Here is an 18,875-nt window from a genome sequence, read left to right as displayed (position 1 = left end):
AGGTTACTGCGCCGAATTCCGCAATCGGCCACCGGCAGGCAGCGGTACTCAGCCCCGACCGGGGGACCTACCTTCACGTCGAAACGACGTCGGCGCGGGAGGGACCCCGATGCGAAAGTCCACATTGCTCGGCGGGATCGCCGCAGCGGTACTGGGAATGGGGTTGCTGCCCACCGCAGCCAACGCCACGCCCGAAAACGGCGACACATCCGGAACCGGCGACACATCGCAAACGTCCACTTCGGATTCCGCTGCTGCTTCCCCGGGGCCGCTCATCGTCGGCGGGCACGAGTCCACCGAGCAGTACGACTGGATGGCCTCGCTGAAGTACCGGGGAGAGCACAGCTGCGGCGCCTCGCTCATCGACGAGCAGTGGGTGCTGACGGCGGCGCACTGCGTCGAAGAACGCGCACCGGCCGACCTGAGCCTGCGCATCGGCAGCCCGGAGCGCAGCACCGGCGGTACCGAAGCGGGCGTCGCCGAGGTCGTCGAGCACCCCGACTACGCGCAGAACAACCCCAACGGCGACATCGCACTGATCAAACTGGACCACGCGGTACCGCAGGACCCCATCAGCATCGCCGAACAGCCCGGACCGCCGGGAACGCCGTCGCGCATCATCGGCTGGGGCGTCACCTGCCCGCTGCAGGGCTGCGGACAACCGCCCGAACGACTGCGGGAGCTCGAAACGCACGTGACCGATCCGCAGCAGTGCGCGCTGAGCTCCGTCGACGAGCAGACCGAGATCTGCACCGGCAGCGATGAGCTGCTCGCCAACGCCTGCTTCGGCGACTCCGGCGGCCCGCAACTTCAAGGCCGCCCCGGCGACTGGCAGCTCACCGGCGTGACCAGCCGCCTCGGCAGCCCGGCACCGGTGTGCGGCACCGCGCCCTCGGTCTACACCGACGCCACCGCCTACACCGACTGGATCAACGCGACCATCGCCTGACACCCGGCCACAACACCGGAGCGGACGCCAACGGCGGCTCGGCGCGGGGTGCGACTGAGCACGCACCCCGCGCCGAGTCGTGTCCGGGGCCTGCGCGTCCGAAGTCGGCGGGTCCGAGGTCGGGTCGTGTGACCGACCGCATCGGAATCGATCGGGTCGCCGAAACTCCGCCCGCACGGCCACCGAGCACGCCGGCACTGCCGCACGGCCGTTACCAACCCCACACCGACCCGCGCTGACCGGACCGCGGTCGAAGCGGGAGACTTCAGCCATGGCTGAACAGGACTACCGGATCGAACACGACACCATGGGCGAGGTGCGGGTCCCCGCCGACGCCCTGTACCGCGCGCAGACCCAGCGGGCCGTGGAGAACTTCCCCATCTCCGGCCAAGGTCTCGAACGAGCCCAGATCCGGGCGCTCGGACTGCTGAAGGCGGCCACGGCCCGGGTGAACGCCAAGCTCGGCGTGCTGGACGCTGACCTCGCCGAAGCGGTCGCCCGAGCCGCCGACGAAGTGGCGGAGGGCGAGCACGACGACCACTTCCCCATCGACGTGTTCCAGACCGGCTCCGGCACGTCGTCGAACATGAACGCCAACGAGGTCATCGCCACGCTGGCGACCCGTTCCCTCGGCCGCGACGTGCACCCGAACGACCACGTCAACGCCTCGCAGTCGTCGAACGACACCTTCCCGGCCACCATCCACGTGGCCGCCACCGAAGCCGTGCTCACCGACGTGATCCCGGCCCTGGAGCACCTGGCCGGAACGGTCGAGCAGCGCGCCGCCGAGTGGAGCGAGATCGTCAAGTCCGGCCGCACCCACCTGATGGACGCCGTGCCCGTGACCCTCGGCCAGGAAGCCGGGGCGTGGGCCGCGCAGCTCCGCTACGGCGTCGAACGCCTCCGCGCCGGGCTGCCGCGCCTCGGTGAACTGCCCATCGGCGGCACCGCCGTCGGCTCCGGCCTCAACGCGCCGCAGGGCTTCGGCGACGCGGTCGCCCAGGAGCTGGCGCGGGTCACCGGCCTGCCGCTGAGCGAAGCCGCCGACCACTTCGAAGCGCAGGCCGCGCAGGACGCCGTGGTGGAGACCTCCGGCAGCATGCGCACGGTCGCCGTGAGCCTCACCAAGATCGCCAACGATCTGCGCTGGCTGGGTTCCGGCCCGCGCACCGGCCTGGCCGAACTGGCCCTGCCGGACCTGCAGCCGGGTTCGTCGATCATGCCGGGCAAGGTCAACCCGGTCATCCCGGAAGCCACGCTGCAGGTCGTCGCGCAGGTCATCGGCAACGACCAGACCGTGTCCTTCGCCGGCTCGCAGGGCAACTTCCAGCTCAACGTGATGTTGCCGGTCATCGCCCGCAACGTGCTCGAATCGGCCCGGCTGCTCGCCGCCGTGTCCCGCCAGCTGGCCGACCGGGTGTTCACCGGGGTCACCGTCAACACCGAGCACACCCGCGAGTACGCCGAGGGTTCCCCGTCGATCGTCACGCCGCTGAACCGCTACATCGGCTACGAGGAAGCCGCCGCGGTGGCCAAGCAGGCCCTCAAGGAGCGGCGCACGATCCGCGAAGTCGTCCTCGACCGCGGCTACGTCGAAGCCGGCCAGCTCACCGTCGAACAGCTCGACGAGGCGCTCGACGTGCTGACCATGGCCCGCGGCAACGGCTGAGCACCCGTCCGCGGGCGCGGGGCGCCCCGCTTCCCCGCACCCCGGCGTTCCCGCGTCCCAGCATCCCCGCGGTGCCGGTGGGCACCGCGGGGCGGACCGCTCGCGCACCTCGGAGACGGCCTCGCAGCAGGAGCCGCCGGGGACTCCGCGGGGCACCCGCTCCCGCCGCGGGAACCGGGGCGGTCCTGCGCGGCGCCCGTCGAGCAACCACCCGGCGGGCGCGCCGGGGCCGCCCAGTCCGCACGCGCACCCCCGGGGGCCTGCCTGCCCTGCCGCGCACCGGTGGAATCCTGGGGGTATGCAGCACGGTGAGCAGTTCGATCCCGAGGAGCGCACCTCCGCCCACGTGCCCGGCGTCGAAGGAGCCGAGGACTGGGCCCCCGAGAATTGGGACGCAGAGAATTGGGACACCGGGACTTGGGGCACCGGGGCCCGGGAGGACGAGGACTGGCACGGCGATGACCCGGACGAAGACGCCGAAGCCGAGGCGGAGTCCGTCGGCTCCATCGACATCGGCCCCGGCACCATCGACCCCAGCGAGTTCCAGATGCCGCAGCGTCCGGTTTCGCCGGACTACTACGTGGCCGTGCTCCTGCTGCACACCACCTCCGAGGAGGAGAACCACCAGCCGCTGTACGAGGAGTCGTTCGTGCTGCTCAAGGCCGAATCCGCCGAGGAGGCCGAGACCAAGGCGGGTGATCTGGCCAAGCAGCAGCAGAGCACCTACCGCGACGAGAACCACACGCTGGTGACCTGGAAACTCGAGCGCATCCTCGAGGTCAAGCAGCTCGAGGACGCCACGTTCGACGACGGCACCGAGCTGTACAGCCGGCTGTTCCGCGACTACCGGGCCTACCGCGCCTTCGAACCGCGCCTGGACGGGGAGCTCTGAGGCCTCCGTCGTGGCCTCGTGGGCGACGGACGGGTGCGGGAGCCCGTATGCTGACGAGATGTGCGGTTCTTGAACGGGCAGCAGCCCACCACAGACCTGACCTATGACGACGTGTTCCTGGCTCCCCGCCGCTCCGGCGTCGAGTCGCGGTTCGACGTCGACCTCGCGGCCAGCGACGGCACGGGCACCACGTTGCCGCTGGTCGTCGCCAACATGACGGCCGTCTCCGGGCGACGGATGGCCGAAACGATCGCCCGCCGGGGCGGGATCGCGGTGCTCCCCCAGGACGTCGACCCCTCGGCGGTCGCCGAGATCGTCTCCTGGGTGAAGCAGCGCCACCCCGTGTGGGACACGCCGATCGTGCTGCACGCCGACGCCGCCGTGGCCGACGCGCTGAACCTGTTGCCGAAACGCGCCCACGACGCGGTCGTGGTCGTCGACGACGACTACCGGCCCACCGGCGTCTTCCACGAGGCCTCCAGCACCGGTGTCGACCGGTTCGCCCGGATCAGCGAGGTCGCCGATCCCGAACCGGTCGTGCTGCCGCTGGAGACGAAGCCGCGCGAGATCTTCGAACACCTCGACCGGCAGGCGCGGAACGTGGCCCTGGCCGTCGACGACGACGGGCGGTTGGCCGGCATCATGACCAGCCGCGCGGCTCTGCGCTCGGAGATCTACACACCCGCGGCGGATGAGCGGGGACGGCTGCGGATCGGCGCGGCGGTCGGTGTGAACGGTGACGTGGCCGCCAAGGCCTCGGCGCTGCTGGAGGCCGGTGTGGACGCGCTCGTCGTGGACACCGCCCACGGCCACCAGGAGAAGATGATCACCGCGCTGAAGGCGGTCCGCTCGGTCTCGCCGAGCGTGCCCGTCGTCGCGGGCAACGTGGTCACCGCCGAAGGCGTGCGGGACCTGGTCGCAGCCGGCGCCGACGTGATCAAGGTCGGTGTCGGGCCGGGCGCGATGTGCACCACCCGCATGATGACCGGCGTGGGACGTCCCCAGTTCTCGGCGCTCGTCGAATGCGCCGAGCAGGCCCGCGCGCTGGGCAAGCGCGTCTGGGCCGACGGGGGTGTGCGGCACCCGCGGGACGTGGCGCTGGCCCTGGTCGCCGGTGCGTCCTCGGTGATGGTGGGCTCGTGGTTCGCCGGAACCTACGAGTCCCCCGGTGATCTGCAGCGCGACGAGCACGGCAACGCCTACAAGGAATCGTTCGGCATGGCGTCCAAACGAGCCGTGAGCGCGCGCACCCGCAACGACAGCTCCTTCGACCGGGCGCGCAAAGCGCTGTTCGAGGAAGGCATCTCCAGCTCCCGGATGCTCGTGGACCCGCAGCGGCCGAGCGTGGAGGACCTGCTCGACGAGATCACTTCGGGTCTGCGCTCGGCGTGCACCTACGCAGGTGCGCGCGATCTGGAGGAGTTCCACGAGCACGCCGTCGTCGGCATCCAGTCCGCGGCCGGTTTCGCGGAGGGGCGCCCCCTGCCCAAGGGCTGGTGACGGTGGACGGAGCGCGGTGAGCGCCGGCTACGCCGACCAGGCGCACCTGGTCCGGGAGACCCGGGCACTGGCCGGCGCGAGCTTCGCGGAGCTGATCACTCGGTGAGGGCCGCGAACAGGTCCACGGGATTGCCGTCGGGGTCGAGCACGGTCGCGTAGCGCTGGCCCCAGGGGGCGTCCCACGGCTCGTGGTGCCCGCCGTGGCCGGCGGCGGTGAACTCGGCGTAGGCGCCGTCCACCGCCGCGGGTGACCCGCAGTCGAAGGCGAGCGCCACCCGGTGCCCGCCGGACGGCGGTGTCCAGGCGGGATCGATCGAGCGCACCGTCTCCGCGGTGTCCCACATCAACCGCACCCCGCTCGGCAGGAGCACGTCCACGTGAGGTCGGTGGTCGGCCTCGGCCGGGATGTCGAGGCCGAGCAGGCGGTAGAACGCCAGCGTTCTCCCCATGTCGTCGGCGACCAGGCCGACGGCGCTGAACTGCATCGTCATGGCCGAACCGTAGCGGCGGCGCGGAAGACCGGCATTGAACGAATCGGACGTCCCCGCGAGGTCCGGGCGAGAACGAACGGGGCGTTCCGGCGCTCGCAGCCGGAACGCCCCGTCCACCGCCGTCGCGTCAGGAGAGGTGCTCCCCTTCCAGCATCTCGGTCACCAGCGCCGCCACGGGCGAGCGCTCGGACCGGGACAGGGTCAGGTGCGCGAAAAGGGGGTGCCCCTTGAGCTTCTCCACCACCGCGCCGACACCGTCGTGCCGGCCCACGCGCAGGTTGTCGCGCTGGGCGACGTCGTGCGTGAGCACCACCCGCGAGTTGGAGCCCAACCGGGACAGCACCGTGAGCAGCACGTTGCGCTCCAGCGACTGCGCCTCGTCGACGATGACGAACGAGTCGTGCAGCGAACGCCCGCGGATGTGCGTCAGCGGCAGCACTTCCAGCATCCCGCGGTCGTGCACCTCGTCGATGACGTTCTGGCTGGCCACGGCGCTGAGCGTGTCGAAGACAGCCTGTCCCCACGGCTGCATCTTGTCGTCCTCGCCGCCGGGCAGGTAGCCGATCTCCTGCCCGCCGACCGCGTAGACCGGCCGGAAGACCACGACCTTGCGGTGCTGCTGCCGTTCCAGCACCGCTTCCAACCCGGCGCACAGGGCCAGCGCGGACTTGCCGGTACCGGCCCGGCCGCCGAGCGAGAGGATGCCGACGTCCTCGTCGGTGAGCAGGTCCAGGGCGATGCGCTGCTCCGCGGAGCGGCCGTGGATCCCGAACGCCTCCCGGTCGCCGCGGACGAGCTTGACCCGCTTGTCCGCCGTCACCCGGCCGAGCGCGCTCTGCGAGCCGGCCAGCAGCCGCACACCCGTGTTGGCGGGCAGGTCGGCTGCCTCGGCGAGGTCGGCGACGCCTTCCTTGAACAGGCAGTCGATCTCCCCCGGGCCGGCGTCCACATCGGTCATACCGGTCCATCCGGAGGAGATGACGTCCTGGGCGCGGTACTCCTCGGCTTCCAGCGCCACCGAACCGGCCTTCACGCGCAGCGGCATGTCCTTGGTCACCAAGGTCACCGCCGCCCCCTCGGCGCGCAGGTTCAGCGCGCACGCCAGGATGCGCGCGTCGTTGCTGTCGGTGCGGAAACCCGGTGGGAGGACGTCCTGATCGGAGTGGTTGAGCTCCACCCGGACGGTCCCGCCGGACGCGCCGACGGGGATCGGCTCGTCCAACCGCCCGTACTGGGAACGCAGCTCGTCCAAGCCGCGCAATGCCTCCCGGGCGAACCAGCCCAGTTCGGGGTGGTGCCGCTTGCCTTCCAACTCACCGACGACGACCAGCGGTAGCACCACGTCGTGTTCGGCGAAGCGGTTGAACGCCCACGGATCGGACAGCAGCACCGACGTGTCGAGGACGTAGGTGCGGGTGTCGGCGTCATCGGACCGGATTCCAGCTGCAACGCCGGAGGACTCGGTGCCGGCGTGCTCGTCGGCACCGTCGGTCCGGAATTCGGACGGGGAACGTCGTGCGGTCACGGCAACTCCCTCGCGGGCGTCGGCGAACGCCCGCTCGTCGGTGGGCCGGGTCCGCCCTGCCCGCACCGGCTCGCGGTAACCGCGCAGCCGCGCGGGCCGGGACCCCGCCCCTCGCGACCACGGTGGACGGCGCTGCCGCCCGTCGACGACCACGAACCATCAGCCACGACCAGGGCCTCCCGGACGGGCCGTACGGACTGAGCTGGCCCGTCACCGCGGACGCTACCGCCGTGGAGCGCGCTCGGCAGGCAGCCACACAGGTGATTCCTGTCCTACACGGCTGGCGGTAGCGCGCGGCGACTCCGGAAGGAACCCCCGAACGGCGGTTGTCCGCGGCCGCCCCGACGTAATCGACTCGTGACTTCCGGGACGGCGCGCAGGACGGCACACGAGCCGTGTCGGCCGACCTGCCGACCGCGGACCGGCCATCGCGGTCGAGCTCCACATCCGAGTGATCACAGCTCCACGGTAGATCGACGAGCTGTGTTCACGTGGCGCCCTATGATCACGCGTTGGGGTGATCAATAGAAGAATTCGACGAGGCGTATTGTGACAATTCGCTGTTTGCGGCAGTCTGAAAACCAGCGCGACACGCCGTGTTCCGTTGTGCGCGCAAATGGATGCGCGTCTTCAAGAACCACACAATGGTGGTAGTTCGGTACCGTTCGCCGGGTTTCCCGGATATGTTTTTTCGCGGGTGCTCCCTCGGAGTGAGGTCCGAGGCCGGCCGCCCCCGGGCGAACGCCCGCGGGTGCCGGAGAATTCGCACTCACTTCATCAGCGTCCAACAAGGAGCAACGGAAGTGCTGAAGAAAGCCGCGATCGTGTCCGGCGCCGCAGCCGGAATGTTGGCCCTGGCCCCGATGGCCAACGCGGACAGCATGGACAACGACGGCATCGGTGTGCTGAACGACGACAACATCAGCGCCGTGCCGGCCCAGCTGTGCAACAACAACGTCAGCGCCGTCGTCGGCGTCACCGCGCCGATCCTGTCGCCGCAGGAAGCCAGCTGCACCAACGCGCCGGTGGTCGACCACCCCACGCAGAAGGGCTGACGACCGACGAACGTACCGGTCAACGAGGCGTGGCGGGCGAGGAACGCCGACACGGCGCCCCCTCTCCCGCACGCGCTCTCGCGTTCTTCAACACGCCGCAACGGGTAGCACTGCAACAGTCGTCGCCACCCGGCGAAGTCACACGAACGAGTCGACACGGGTGGGCCCACGGCGTGGCGCCGGTCGTATTTTCCAGAAACTTGGCAGGGTTCGTCCCGTCTGCACGGGAGTCCTCCGTGGACAGGAACGAATCCCCAGCACATCAGAGGAGCGTGAATCCAGTGCTGAAGAAGGCAGCGATTGTCGCCGGTGCCGCCGCCGGCATGATGGCCCTGGCCCCGATGGCCAACGCCGACAGCGTCGACAACGACGGCATCGGCATCGCGAACGACACGAACCTGAGCGTTCTGCCGATCAACGCCTGCAACAACAACGTCGCGGTGCTCGGCGTCACCGCGCCGATCCTGTCGCCGCAGGAAGCCAGCTGCACCAACGCGCCGATCGTCGACCACCCCACGCAGAAGGGCTGACGATCGCCGCAGGCGAGCACAACGGAAGGCGGGGCCGCGAGAGGATCGGCCCCGCCTTCCGCATGTTCCGGACCCGTCAGCTCGTCCGACCCCTCGTTCAGCCGCCGTAGCGACGGTGCCGGGCCGCGTAGGAGCGCAACGCGCGCAGGAAGTCCACCCGGCGGAACGCCGGCCAGTACGCCTCGCAGAACCAGAACTCCGAGTGCACGGACTGCCAGAGCATGAACCCGGAGAGTCGCTGCTCCCCCGAGGTGCGGATGAGCAGGTCCGGGTCCGGCTGACCCGAGGTGTACAGGTTCTCGGCGATGTGGTCGACGGTGAGCACCTCCGCCAACTCCTCGATCGTGGTCCCCGACTCGGCGTGCTGCTGCAACAGCTTGCGCACGGCCTCCGCGATCTCCTGGCGTCCGCCGTAGCCGATCGCCACGTTCACCTGCATCCCCGAGCGCCCCTTGGTGCGCTCGGTGGCGGCCGCCAGCCGCTCAGCCGTTTCCTCCGGCAGCAGGTCGAGCGCGCCGACGGTCTGCACCCGCCACGGCATCGACGGCGCCGTGAGCTCTTCGACGACGCTGACGATGATCTCCAGCAGGGCTTGCAGCTCCTCGCTACTGCGGTTGAGGTTGTTGGTGGAGAGCAACCACAGCGTCACCACCTCGACACGGGCCTCGCGGCACCAGCCGAGCAACTCGGTGATCTTGCGGGCGCCGGCCTGGTGACCGTGCGCGGCTTCCAGCCCCGCTTCCTTGGCCCACCGGCGGTTGCCGTCCAAGACCACACCGACGTGCCGGGGTCGCTGCATGGTTTCGAGCTGACGACGCAGTCGCCGCTCGTACAGGTCGTAGATCAGATCTTTCAGCCGAACCTTGAGCGCCACGTCCGATGAGACTACGCCGCGCGTGTGCGTTCGAAGGCGCGTGGTGACCCGGTGGCCGTGATCGCCGACATAACGCCCAGACCTACGGTCGCGTAGCCTGGCGGCCGTGAGCGTAGGCACGAGTCCCGCTGTCCTTCCACCCAAACCCAAGTTGCGCGGGTGGATCCACCTCTGGTCGGCCGTGGTGGCCGCCGCGGCCGGCGCGACGCTGATCGCCCTCGCCGGGACGACCGTGTCCGGCCCGGCCGCCCTCGGCGCGTCGATCTACGTGGCGACCGTGCTCGGCCTGTTCGGCGTGAGTGCGCTCTACCACCGCAAGACCTGGAGCACCGTCGGCGCGCGCACGTGGATGCGCCGACTCGACCACTCGATGATCTTCATGTTCATCGCCGGCACGTACACCCCGTTCGCCATGCTGGCGATGCAGCCCACGACCGGCGCGGTGGTCCTCGCCGTGGTGTGGGGCGGCGCGCTCGGCGGGGTGATCCTCAAGCTGGCCTGGCCCAACGGGCCCCGCTGGGTCGGCGTTCCGGTGTATCTGGCGCTGGGGTGGGTCGCCGTGTTCGTGCTGCCGGAACTGCTCATGCACGCGGGGGTGGCAGCGCTCACGCTGCTGGTCGTCGGCGGTGTGCTCTACAGCCTCGGCGGCGTGGCCTACGCCGCCAAGCGCCCCGACCCGTGGCCGCACACCTTCGGATACCACGAGGTGTTCCACACCGCGGTCTCCGCCGCGGCGATCTGCCACCACATCGCCATCTGGCTGGCCCTGTACGCCTGAGCCTCCGCAGCCGCGCTCCGACAACCTCCCCCGTTCGAGATCTCCCCGACACGCACTCCTGTGGACAACCCGCACCCTTGGGGATAACTTGTGCTCCACTCGTGTGGGGACAGCTCACAATTTTCATGAAAATTGTGCTCCCTGGAAGGGTTCCAGATTGCACGGGTGAAGCGGCGGGCGCTACGGGGACCGGGTGAGCGCTACGGGGCCGGGCGAGCGCTACGGGGACCGGGTGAGCACTACGGGGCCCCGGCGAGCTGCTGCTGGAGGGCTTCGACCGTGGTCACCGGGCGATCGCAGACGTAGCCGCGGCACACGTAAGCCGCGGGTGCACCGTCGACCAGCGGGCGGTCGGCGGCCAGCGGCGCCGCGGACGACTCGGGCTCGGCGGCGAGCACCACCGCCCCACCCGGCGCGCGGTTCCGCGCAGTCGTCTCCAGCAGCTCGCGGTCCGGGTCGCCGGTGGCGCCGACGACGGCCACCTGGATCGGCCCGGCCGCGCGCGCCTCGGCGACGGACAGCCAGTGACCGGCGAAGCGCGGCGCCCGCTGCAGCAGCATGCCCGCGCGGTCGATCGCCTGCTCGGCGGCCTGCCGGTATCGCCCCGCGCTGTCCGCACCGCTCAGCGCCGAAGCCGCCAGCAGCGCCTCGGCCAGGGACGACGCTCCCGCTGGGGAGGCGTTGTCCGTCGGGTCCGCGGGACGCCGCATGAGCGTCTCGGCATCATCGGCGGTGTCGTGGAACTGCCCGGGATGTTCCGGATCGGCGAACCGCGTCAATGCCGCGTCCAGCAGTTCCCGCGCCCGGTCGAGCCAACGCGCCGCACCCGTCGCCTGGTGCAGCGCCAGCAGCCCCGCGGCGAAGCACCCGTAGTCGTCGAGCACGCCCGCCGCGTCACCGGCCACCCCGGCGCGGGAAGCGCGGCGCAGCCGGCCGTCGACCCACTGCGTGCTCAGGATCGTCTCGGCCGCCCGCTGCGCAGCCTCGATCCACCTGCGCTCACCGAAGGTCGCGCCCGCCTCCACCAGCGCGGTGATCGCCAGCCCGTTCCAGGCGGTGACGACCTTGTCGTCCCGAGGTGGCTGCGGCCGCCGGCTCCGCTCGGCCAGCAGCGCCGCGCGCACGCGCTCGAAGCGTTCCTCGTCGTCCGGGTCCTGCGGCAGCCGCAGCGTGGAACTGCCGTGCTCGAACGTGCCTTCGGCGGTCACGCCGAACACCGCGGCGGCCCAGTCGCCGTCGGCCTCGCCGAGCGCGCTGCGCAGCTGCTCCGGCGTCCACACGTAGGTCAGGCCCTCGACCCCGTCGGTGTCCGCGTCCAGTGAGGCGGCGAACCCGCCCTCGGCAGTGGCCAGGTCGCGCAGCAGGAACTCGGCGGTCTCGCGCGCGACGCGTTCGGCCAGCGGCGCGCGCGTCACGCGCATGAGGTGCGTGTAGGCGCGCAGCAGCAGCGCGTTGTCGTAGAGCATCTTCTCGAAGTGCGGCACGGTCCACGTGGCGTCCACGCTGTAGCGGGCGAACCCGCCCGCCAGCTGGTCGTGGATGCCGCCGCGCGCCATGGCCTCGCAGGTGCGTCCGGCCAGCCGCAGCGCCTCGTCCGAGCCGGTGCGTTCGCGGTGCCGCAGCAGGAACTCGAGCACCATCGACGGCGGGAACTTCGGCGCGTCGCCGAAGCCGCCGTTGGCCTCGTCGAACTCGCCGCCGAGTTCGGTGACGGCGCCGTCGAGCACCTGCTCGCCGACCGCGGTCTCGGGCAGCGGCCCGCGCTGCTCGTTGAGCTGCTGCACGATGCTCGTGGCCGCCTGGCGCACCTGGTCGCCGCGTTCCTGCCAGGCGCTGGTGACGGCGTCGAGCAGCTGCCGGAACGAGGGCATGCCGTGCACCGGACGAGCCGGGTAGTAGGTGCCGCAGTGGAACGGTTCGCCCTCGGGGGTGAGGAAGCAGGTCATGGGCCAGCCGGCCTGCCCGGTCATGGCTTGCGTGGCCTCGATGTAGACCGAGTCGATGTCCGGGCGCTCCTCCCGGTCCACCTTGACGTTGACGAACCGCTCGTTCATGACCTCGGCGATCTCGGGGTCTTCGAACGATTCGTGCGCCATCACGTGGCACCAGTGGCACGCCGCGTACCCCACGGACAGCAGCACCGGCACGTCCCTGCGGCGCGCCTCGCGGAACGCTTCCTCGCTCCACGGCCACCAGTCGACGGGGTTGTCGGCGTGTTGGAGCAGGTAGGGGCTCGTCGCCTCGGCCAGCCGGTTCACCATGATTCCACCCTCCCACTGCGCGGGGCGGCCGGCCCACCCGGGCGCGGCGACCGTGGTAGGACGGCTGCACACCCCGAATACCCGCAGGAAGGGAGCAGGAACCGTGGACACACCGGGCACGATGCGCACTTCGGTGCTCCGCGACGTGCACGACATCGCGCTCGAGCAGCGCCCCGTGCCGCAGCCGGGTGAGCACGAGGTGCTCGTGCGGATCACGTCCGTCGGCACCTGCGGTTCGGACACGCACTACTACGAGCAGGGGCGGATCGGCGGGTTCGTCGTCGAGGAGCCGCTGGTCCTGGGACACGAAGCGGCCGGCGTGGTCGTCGCCCGCGGTGCGCGCGCCGAGCAGCACGAGATCGGTCGGCGGGTGGCGCTCGAGCCGGGCGTACCGTGCTTCGTCTGCGCCGAGTGCCGAGCGGGCCGTTACAACCTGTGCCCGCGGATGCGGTTCTTCGCCACCCCGCCGGTGGACGGGGCGTTCGCCGAGTACGTGGCCGTGCACGAGGAGTTCGCCTACGGGGTGCCGGATTCGCTCTCGGACGACGCGGCGGGGCTGCTCGAACCGCTGTCCGTGGCGGTATGGGCCAATCGCAAGGGCCGCGTCGCACCCGGTGCGCGCGTGCTCATCACCGGAGCGGGGCCGATCGGGCTGATCGCGACGCAGACGGCGCGGGCGTTCGGCGCCGCGGAGATCGCGGTCAGCGATGTGCAGGGGAGTCGGCTGGCGGTCGCCGAGGAGCTCGGCGCCACCCGCACCGTCGACGTCAGCCGGACTCCGCTACCGGAAGCCGGCTACACCCCGGACGTGCTGCTGGAATGCTCGGGTGTGCCGCAGGCGGCCGCGGAGGCGATCACGACCGTGGGCCGCGCCGGGCGCGTCGTGCTGGTCGGCATGGGCGGCAGCGAGCTGCCGCTGCCGCTGGACCACGTGCAGACCCGCGAGATCGAGCTGACCGGCACGTTCCGCTACGCCAACACGTGGCCGACGGCGATCGAACTGGCCTCCAGCGGGAAGGTCGACCTGGACCGCCTGGTGACGCACCACTTCGGTCTGGAGGCGGTGCCGCAGGCGCTGACGGTCGGGCAGCGCGAGCACGCCATCAAGGCCGTGGTGCATCCGGACCGCTGAACGCGCCGCCTGCCCGCTCGTCACCCGCCTGGTCGCTCGTCGCCTGCCTGTTCGCCACCCGGGCCTTCCTCTGCCGCGCCGGAAGCGGCGCCGTGGCCGGCAGTCGAGCCCGACGCGGTCGAGCCCGCCTGCGCGCCCGCTCGAGCCCGGGCGGGCGCCGCCGCGGCGGCCTTCTCCTCGTCGAAGCGCTCCGGCAGCCTGCGCAGGTGCCGGCTCATCGACCACACCAGCAGGCACATGCCGATCATCAGCAGCACGAGCAGCAGCAGGCCCACGGGCGAGGACTTGCCGAAGTCCTCGCCCTGGCCGCCGGGGTCCTCCGGCGGCTGCGGCGCCTGGGCCGCCACGAAGGCCAGCGCTTGGCGACTCGTCATGTGCACACCTTCTCCCGCACGCCCGTGAACAGGTCATCCTCCGGCACCGTGGTGTCGACCAGGGAACGCACCAGTTCGTAGTCCTCGTGCGGCCACAGTTCCTTCTGGATCTCCAGCGGGACCGCGAACCACCTGCTGTCCGGAGCGATCTGCGTGGCGTGCGCGCGCAGCGCGTCGTCGCGAGTCTCGAAGTGCTCGGCGCACTCCACCCGCGCGGTCACCCGCGCGTCCGGATCGGGGCGGGACTCGTCCCACTTGCTCAACCACTCACCGTACGGGGAGTGCATTCCGCTCTGCACCAGCGCGTCGTGGAACAGCTGCATGCGGCGTCGGGAGAAGCCGTGCGAGTAGTACAGCTTCAGCGGCTGCCACGGCTGCCCGGCCTCGGGGAAGCGCTCCGGGTCGCCCGCGGCGTCGAACGCGGCCACCGAAACCTCGTGGCACCGGACGTGGTCCGGGTGCGGATACCCGCCCTTCTCGTCGTAGGTGATCAGCACGTGCGGGCGGAACTCCCGCACCACGCGCACCAGCTCCCGGGTCTCGTCCTCCAGCGGCAGGTTGGCGAAGCACCCCTCCGGCAGCGGCGGTGGCGGGTCGCCCTCGGGCAGTCCGGAGTCCACGTAACCGAGCCAGCGGTGCTGCACACCGAGGATCTTGGCGGCGGCGGCCATCTCCTCGCGGCGGATGTCGGTGAGGTTCTCCCGCACGCCCGGCCGGTCCATGGCCTCGTTGAGGATGCTCCCCGCTTCTCCCCCGGTGCACGTGACGACCATCACCTCGTGCCCGTCGCTGACGTAACGGGCGGCCGTCGCCGCGCCCTTGCTGGCTTCGTCGTCCGGGTGCGCGTGCACCGTCATGAGACGCAACTTCTCCGCCATCGCCCGGCTGTCCCCTCCTGCTCGCGAGCACTCTGCACAGACGGCCCCGTCGCAAAACCACGGGAGACCCCGGCGATACTCAACGCAGGGGCCGGGGCCTATTGTTCCCCGCAGGGGTAGCCGATCCGTCGGCAGCCCCGGTCCTCCCCGCGGCAGCCGCCGCGACCGGCACGACAGGAAGAGGCAGCGCGTGGCCGACACCGGGATTCGCCAGGACCGGTACGGCTCCCGCGCACGTCGCCGGCCACGCCCCGTGCTGCGCTGGTTGCTCATCGCCGCGGCCCTCGTCGTGCTGCTGCTGCTGTCGCTCGTCGCCTACCGCAATTTCGGCAGCGCACCGATCGAAGCCGAACAGGTCGCCTTCGACGTCCGCGACGACGGCCACGTGCAGGTCACCGTCCAGGTCCGGCGCGACGATCCTTCCCAGCAGGCGGAGTGCGTGGTGCGGGCCCGGCACGAGTCCGGCCGGGAGGTCGGCCGCAAGGAGATCCTCGTCCCCCCGGCGGAGGGCCCGGTCGTGCAGGACACGACGCTGCGCACCTCCGCACGAGCCACCATCGGGGAGGTGTACGGCTGCACGTACAACGTTCCTGAATACTTGTCCACCCAGCAGCGGCCGTTTGGGTGAAGACCGCTCCCGCACGCCACGAGTTCGGAAAATCCGATCCCTGGACGTGCGATGTCGTGCTAGTGTCGACGAAAGAGGCACGGTCCCACGCGGGGCCGTGTTTTTCCGTTCCTGGCCGCCCTGAGTAACCGCCGGGCGCGGAAGGGTAGTTGGCCCGCGAAAACGCGGAGCCTCCGTCGACGAGGAGTGGTGACCGTGAGCGATACCCAGGTGACCTGGCTGACCCAGGATGCTTATGACCGGCTCAAGGCTGAGCTGGACGAGCTCGTGGCCAACCGCCCGGTGATCGCCGCGAAGATCAACGAGGCGCGGGAAGAGGGCGATCTCAAGGAGAACGGCGGCTACCACGCGGCCCGCGAGGAGCAGGGCCAGCTGGAATCCCGGATTCGCCAGCTGCAGGAGCTGCTGCGCACCGCCAAGGTCGGCGACGTTCCCACCGAGCAGGGCGTGGCCAAGCCCGGCTCGGTGCTGACCGTGCGCTTCTCCGACGACGAGGAGACCGAGAAGTTCCTGCTGGCCACGCGCGAGGAGGGCGCGCACGGCGAGCTCGAGGTGTACTCGCCGAGCTCGCCGCTGGGGCAGGCGCTGATCGACGCCAGGGAAGGCGAGACGGTCGAGTACGAGCTCCCCAACGGCGGGACGATGCAGGTCACGCTGGTCAAGGCGGAGCCGTTCACCGGCTGAACGACCGCTGTTCGCGGCGGGCGAGTCCGCTTCCGGACCCGCCCGCCGCCGGCCGTTGCGGCCCCTGCGTTGCGGATCCTGCGCCGGTGCCGCGCAGGCGCGGCGGGATTCCCGCACCGCAGGGCCTGAGCCATCGCAGGGCCGGAGGAACCGCAGCAGAGCCCGCCTCGTCGCCGGACGGAGTCACCGCCGCGCGATGACCGTGTACCCGGCGGTTTCCAGGCTGCGCACCACGTGCTCGCGGTGCTGCGGACCGCGCGTTTCCAGGCTGATCTCCACATCGACCTCGCCGAGCTCCAACGCACCGCTGACGCGGGAGTGCTCGATGTCGAGCACGTTGGCCTGCCAGGAGCCGAACCGGGTGAGCAGGCCGGCCAGCGCGCCGGGCTCGTCGGGCAGCCGCACCCGCAGCGACAGGTACCGCCCGGCCGCGGCCATGCCGTGCCGGATGACCTGCAGCAGGAACAGCGGGTCGATGTTGCCGCCGGAGAGCACGGCCACGCTCGGCGCGGGCAGCCGGTCCGGGTGTTCCAGCACCGCGCCGGCGGCGGCCACCCCGGCCGGTTCGACCACGAGCTTCGCCCGCTCGAGGCACAGCAGCAGCGCCTGCGACAGCGTCTCCTCGCTGACGGTGAGCATGTCGTCGACCAGCTCCGACACGTGCGCGAAGGTCTCCGCGCCCGGTTCGGCCACGGCGATGCCGTCGGCCATGGTGCGAGTGGTCTCCAACCGCACCGGCGAGCCGGCCGCCAGCGTCGGCGGCCACGCCGCCGCCTGAGCCGCCTGCACCCCGATGACGCGCACCTCGGGGCGCTCGGCCTTGACCGCCGCGGCGATGCCGGCGAGCAGGCCGCCGCCCCCGGTGGGCACGAGGATGCTGCGCACCTCGGGCAGCTGCGCCAGGATCTCGCGCCCCACGGTCCCCTGCCCGGTGATCACGTCCGGGTGGTCGAAGGGGTGGATGAACGTGGCTCCGGTGCGCTCGGCGAATTCCCGGGCGGCGGTGAACGTCTCACCCAGCCCCGCACCGTGCGGCCGCACGTCGGCGCCGTAGGACTGGGTGGCCGCGAGTTTCGGCAGCGGTGCCCGCTCGGGCATGAACACCGTCGAGCGGATGCCGAGCAGCGATGCCGCCAGCGCCACGCCCTGCGCGTGGTTGCCGGCGCTGGCCGCCACGACACCGGCATCGCGCTCCTCGGGCGTGAGACCCGCCAGCCGCACGTAGGCGCCGCGAATCTTGAACGAGCCGGTGCGCTGCAGGTTCTCGCACTTGAGGAACACCTCGCCGCCGTGGGAGCGGCCGAGCACCCGCGAGTGGGTCAGCGGTGTTTCCCGGACGACCTGCCCGAGTTGTTTCGCCGCCTGCCGTATCCGCTCCACGTCGACCAGCGCCATGGGGCAATCCTGCCACCGGGCCCAGGTGTGCGTGCAGCGCGGTCAGCCGAGCGCCTGCAGCAGATCGGACACGAGGTCCTCGGGTTCTTCGATGCCGACCGACAGCCGCACCAGGTTCTCCGGTACCTGCAGCATCGACCCGGTCGTGCTCGCGTGCGTCATCTGCCCCGGGTGCTCGATGAGCGACTCGACCCCGCCGAGCGATTCGGCCAGCGTGAACAGGCGGGTGCGCGCGCACACGCCGAGCGCCCCGTCCTCGCCGTCGAGGTGGGTGAACGACACCATCCCGCCGAAGGCGGCCATCTGCTGCGCGGCGACGTCGTGACCGGGGTGTTCGGCCAGGCCCGGGTAGAACACGCGACGCACCTTGGGATGCCCGCGCAGGGCCTCGACGAGGCGTTCGGCATTGGTGCTGTGCTGGCGCATCCGCACGGCCAGCGTGCGCGCGCCGCGCAGCGTCAGCCACGCGTCGAACGGGCCCGGCACCGCCCCGGCGCTGTTCTGCAGGAACGCCAGCTTCTCCGCCAGTTCCTCGTCGGAGGTCACCACCGCGCCACCGACCACGTCGGAGTGCCCGCCGAGGTACTTCGTCGTGGAGTGCACGACGACGTCCGCGCCGAGGTCCAGCGGCTGCTGCAGGTACGGCGAGGCGAACGTGTTGTCCACGACCAGCGTGGTGCCCGCCCGGTGCGCCACCTCCGCGATCGCGGCGATGTCGGCGATCGTCAGCAGCGGGTTCGTCGGCGTTTCGAGCCACACTACCGCGGTTTCCGGCCGGATGGCCTGGCGCACCGCGTCCGGGTCGGAGACCGGCACCGGGGTGTACTGGATCCCCCAGTCGGTGAGGACCTTGTCGACCAGGCGGAACGTGCCGCCGTAGGCGTCGTCCGGGATGACCATGTGGCCGCCGGGACGCAGCAGCGCGCGCAGCACCGCGTCCGTGGCGGCCATGCCGGAGGCGAACGCGCGGCCGCGGGTGCCGCCTTCCAGGGCGGCGAGGCACTCCTCCAGCGCGGTGCGCGTGGGGTTGCCGGTGCGGGAGTACTCGTAGCCGGCCCGCTGGCCTCCGACGCCGTCCTGCGCGTAGGTGGACGTGGCGTGGATCGGGGGGATCACCGAACCGGTCGAGGGGTCGGCGTCCTGTCCCGCGTGGATCGCGCGCGTGGCGAAGCCGTCGGTCATGGCCGCACAGCCTAACGCGGCCGGCCGGGGCCACCCGCGCGGGACACGGAACGGTCCCCGCATCCGGAAGCGGGATGC

General features: G+C 71.3%; 18 protein-coding genes. 10 read left to right on the top strand and 8 right to left on the bottom strand.

The window, feature by feature from the left end; translation table 11 throughout:
- The first annotated feature begins 109 nt into the window (after positions 1-109).
- The 4 genes from ACVGV2_RS03800 (at position 110) to ACVGV2_RS03785 (ending at position 5,010) form a co-directional block, all read left to right on the top strand.
- Positions 110-949 (top strand): S1 family peptidase, encoded by an 840-nt coding sequence (locus ACVGV2_RS03800; RefSeq protein WP_459164664.1) that lies wholly within the window; start codon positions 110-112, stop codon positions 947-949.
- 271 nt (positions 950-1,220) lie between these two features.
- Positions 1,221-2,618 (top strand): class II fumarate hydratase, encoded by a 1,398-nt coding sequence (locus ACVGV2_RS03795; protein ID WP_459164663.1) that lies wholly within the window; start codon positions 1,221-1,223, stop codon positions 2,616-2,618.
- Between the two features lie 298 nt (positions 2,619-2,916).
- A complete protein-coding gene (locus ACVGV2_RS03790) occupies positions 2,917-3,510 on the top strand; it encodes a DUF4288 domain-containing protein (protein WP_459164662.1) in 594 nt (197 codons plus the stop codon).
- Between the two features lie 60 nt (positions 3,511-3,570).
- Positions 3,571-5,010 carry a GuaB1 family IMP dehydrogenase-related protein gene (locus ACVGV2_RS03785; protein WP_459164661.1) on the top strand — a complete coding sequence of 480 codons (1,440 nt, stop codon included), beginning with the start codon at positions 3,571-3,573 and terminating at the stop codon, positions 5,008-5,010.
- Between the two features lie 95 nt (positions 5,011-5,105).
- Here ACVGV2_RS03785 and ACVGV2_RS03780 read toward each other — a convergent pair whose 3' ends face one another.
- Together ACVGV2_RS03780 and ACVGV2_RS03775 are read right to left on the bottom strand one after the other, a co-directional pair.
- Positions 5,106-5,501, bottom strand: coding sequence for a VOC family protein (locus tag ACVGV2_RS03780; protein WP_459164660.1), 396 nt, complete (start codon positions 5,499-5,501; stop codon positions 5,106-5,108).
- Between the two features lie 127 nt (positions 5,502-5,628).
- Positions 5,629-6,939, bottom strand: coding sequence for a PhoH family protein (locus tag ACVGV2_RS03775; protein ID WP_459165859.1), 1,311 nt, complete (start codon positions 6,937-6,939; stop codon positions 5,629-5,631).
- 890 nt (positions 6,940-7,829) lie between these two features.
- On the opposite strand from ACVGV2_RS03775, the gene ACVGV2_RS03770 reads away from it, so the two are divergent.
- Together ACVGV2_RS03770 and ACVGV2_RS03765 are read left to right on the top strand one after the other, a co-directional pair.
- Positions 7,830-8,081 (top strand): hypothetical protein, encoded by a 252-nt coding sequence (locus ACVGV2_RS03770; RefSeq protein WP_459164659.1) that lies wholly within the window; start codon positions 7,830-7,832, stop codon positions 8,079-8,081.
- 281 nt (positions 8,082-8,362) lie between these two features.
- Positions 8,363-8,611 (top strand): hypothetical protein, encoded by a 249-nt coding sequence (locus ACVGV2_RS03765; RefSeq protein ID WP_459165858.1) that lies wholly within the window; start codon positions 8,363-8,365, stop codon positions 8,609-8,611.
- A gap of 97 nt (positions 8,612-8,708) precedes the next feature.
- On the opposite strand, the gene ACVGV2_RS03760 is transcribed toward ACVGV2_RS03765, so the two are convergent.
- Positions 8,709-9,485, bottom strand: a complete 777-nt coding sequence (locus tag ACVGV2_RS03760; protein WP_459164658.1) for an isoprenyl transferase — start codon at positions 9,483-9,485, stop codon at positions 8,709-8,711.
- Positions 9,486-9,591: 106 nt separating this feature from the next.
- Between ACVGV2_RS03760 and trhA the strand changes: the two genes are divergently transcribed.
- Positions 9,592-10,263 carry a PAQR family membrane homeostasis protein TrhA gene (gene trhA / locus ACVGV2_RS03755; protein WP_459164657.1) on the top strand — a complete coding sequence of 224 codons (672 nt, stop codon included), beginning with the start codon at positions 9,592-9,594 and terminating at the stop codon, positions 10,261-10,263.
- Positions 10,264-10,502: 239 nt separating this feature from the next.
- Here the strand turns inward: trhA and ACVGV2_RS03750 are convergent, their stop codons facing one another.
- Entirely contained in the window at positions 10,503-12,524 is a 2,022-nt protein-coding gene (locus ACVGV2_RS03750; protein WP_459164656.1) for a thioredoxin domain-containing protein, read from the bottom strand.
- A 121-nt stretch (positions 12,525-12,645) separates the two neighbouring features.
- On the opposite strand from ACVGV2_RS03750, the gene ACVGV2_RS03745 reads away from it, so the two are divergent.
- A complete protein-coding gene (locus ACVGV2_RS03745; RefSeq protein ID WP_459165857.1) occupies positions 12,646-13,656 on the top strand; it encodes an NAD(P)-dependent alcohol dehydrogenase in 1,011 nt (336 codons plus the stop codon).
- 20 nt (positions 13,657-13,676) lie between these two features.
- On the opposite strand, the gene ACVGV2_RS03740 is transcribed toward ACVGV2_RS03745, so the two are convergent.
- Positions 13,677-14,030 (bottom strand): hypothetical protein, encoded by a 354-nt coding sequence (locus tag ACVGV2_RS03740; protein ID WP_459164655.1) that lies wholly within the window; start codon positions 14,028-14,030, stop codon positions 13,677-13,679.
- Complete coding sequence (gene mca, locus ACVGV2_RS03735) at positions 14,027-14,908, bottom strand: mycothiol conjugate amidase Mca (protein ID WP_459164654.1); 882 nt, start codon at positions 14,906-14,908, stop codon at positions 14,027-14,029. Before mca ends, ACVGV2_RS03740 begins: the two co-directional genes overlap by 4 nt.
- Before the next feature lie 190 nt (positions 14,909-15,098).
- Between mca and ACVGV2_RS03730 the strand changes: the two genes are divergently transcribed.
- Positions 15,099-15,536, top strand: a complete 438-nt coding sequence (locus tag ACVGV2_RS03730; RefSeq protein ID WP_459164653.1) for a DUF4307 domain-containing protein — start codon at positions 15,099-15,101, stop codon at positions 15,534-15,536.
- A gap of 195 nt (positions 15,537-15,731) precedes the next feature.
- Positions 15,732-16,220 (top strand): transcription elongation factor GreA, encoded by a 489-nt coding sequence (gene greA, locus ACVGV2_RS03725; protein WP_459164652.1) that lies wholly within the window; start codon positions 15,732-15,734, stop codon positions 16,218-16,220.
- 183 nt (positions 16,221-16,403) lie between these two features.
- Here greA and ilvA read toward each other — a convergent pair whose 3' ends face one another.
- Both ilvA and ACVGV2_RS03715 read right to left on the bottom strand, forming a co-directional pair.
- Positions 16,404-17,615: a threonine ammonia-lyase gene (ilvA, locus tag ACVGV2_RS03720; RefSeq protein WP_459164651.1), complete on the bottom strand. Its 1,212-nt coding sequence runs from the start codon at positions 17,613-17,615 to the stop codon at positions 16,404-16,406.
- Positions 17,616-17,657: 42 nt separating this feature from the next.
- Entirely contained in the window at positions 17,658-18,797 is a 1,140-nt protein-coding gene (locus tag ACVGV2_RS03715) for a cystathionine gamma-synthase (protein WP_459164650.1), read from the bottom strand.
- Between the last annotated feature and the right edge of the window lie 78 nt (positions 18,798-18,875).

Source organism: Bounagaea algeriensis, from assembly GCF_054491375.1.
This window is presented reverse-complemented; position numbering and strand designations above follow the sequence as displayed.

Coding starts and splice junctions, on each gene's coding strand:
- ACVGV2_RS03790 (WP_459164662.1), top strand. CDS start 2,917: ATGCAGCACGGTGAGCAGTTCGATCCCGAGGAGCGCACCTCCGCCCAC.
- ACVGV2_RS03715 (WP_459164650.1), bottom strand. CDS start 18,797: ATGACCGACGGCTTCGCCACGCGCGCGATCCACGCGGGACAGGACGCC.
- ACVGV2_RS03800 (WP_459164664.1), top strand. CDS start 110: ATGCGAAAGTCCACATTGCTCGGCGGGATCGCCGCAGCGGTACTGGGA.
- ACVGV2_RS03750 (WP_459164656.1), bottom strand. CDS start 12,524: ATGGTGAACCGGCTGGCCGAGGCGACGAGCCCCTACCTGCTCCAACAC.
- ACVGV2_RS03780 (WP_459164660.1), bottom strand. CDS start 5,501: ATGACGATGCAGTTCAGCGCCGTCGGCCTGGTCGCCGACGACATGGGG.
- ilvA (WP_459164651.1), bottom strand. CDS start 17,615: ATGGCGCTGGTCGACGTGGAGCGGATACGGCAGGCGGCGAAACAACTC.
- mca (WP_459164654.1), bottom strand. CDS start 14,908: ATGGCGGAGAAGTTGCGTCTCATGACGGTGCACGCGCACCCGGACGAC.
- ACVGV2_RS03795 (WP_459164663.1), top strand. CDS start 1,221: ATGGCTGAACAGGACTACCGGATCGAACACGACACCATGGGCGAGGTG.
- ACVGV2_RS03740 (WP_459164655.1), bottom strand. CDS start 14,030: ATGACGAGTCGCCAAGCGCTGGCCTTCGTGGCGGCCCAGGCGCCGCAG.
- ACVGV2_RS03745 (WP_459165857.1), top strand. CDS start 12,646: ATGCGCACTTCGGTGCTCCGCGACGTGCACGACATCGCGCTCGAGCAG.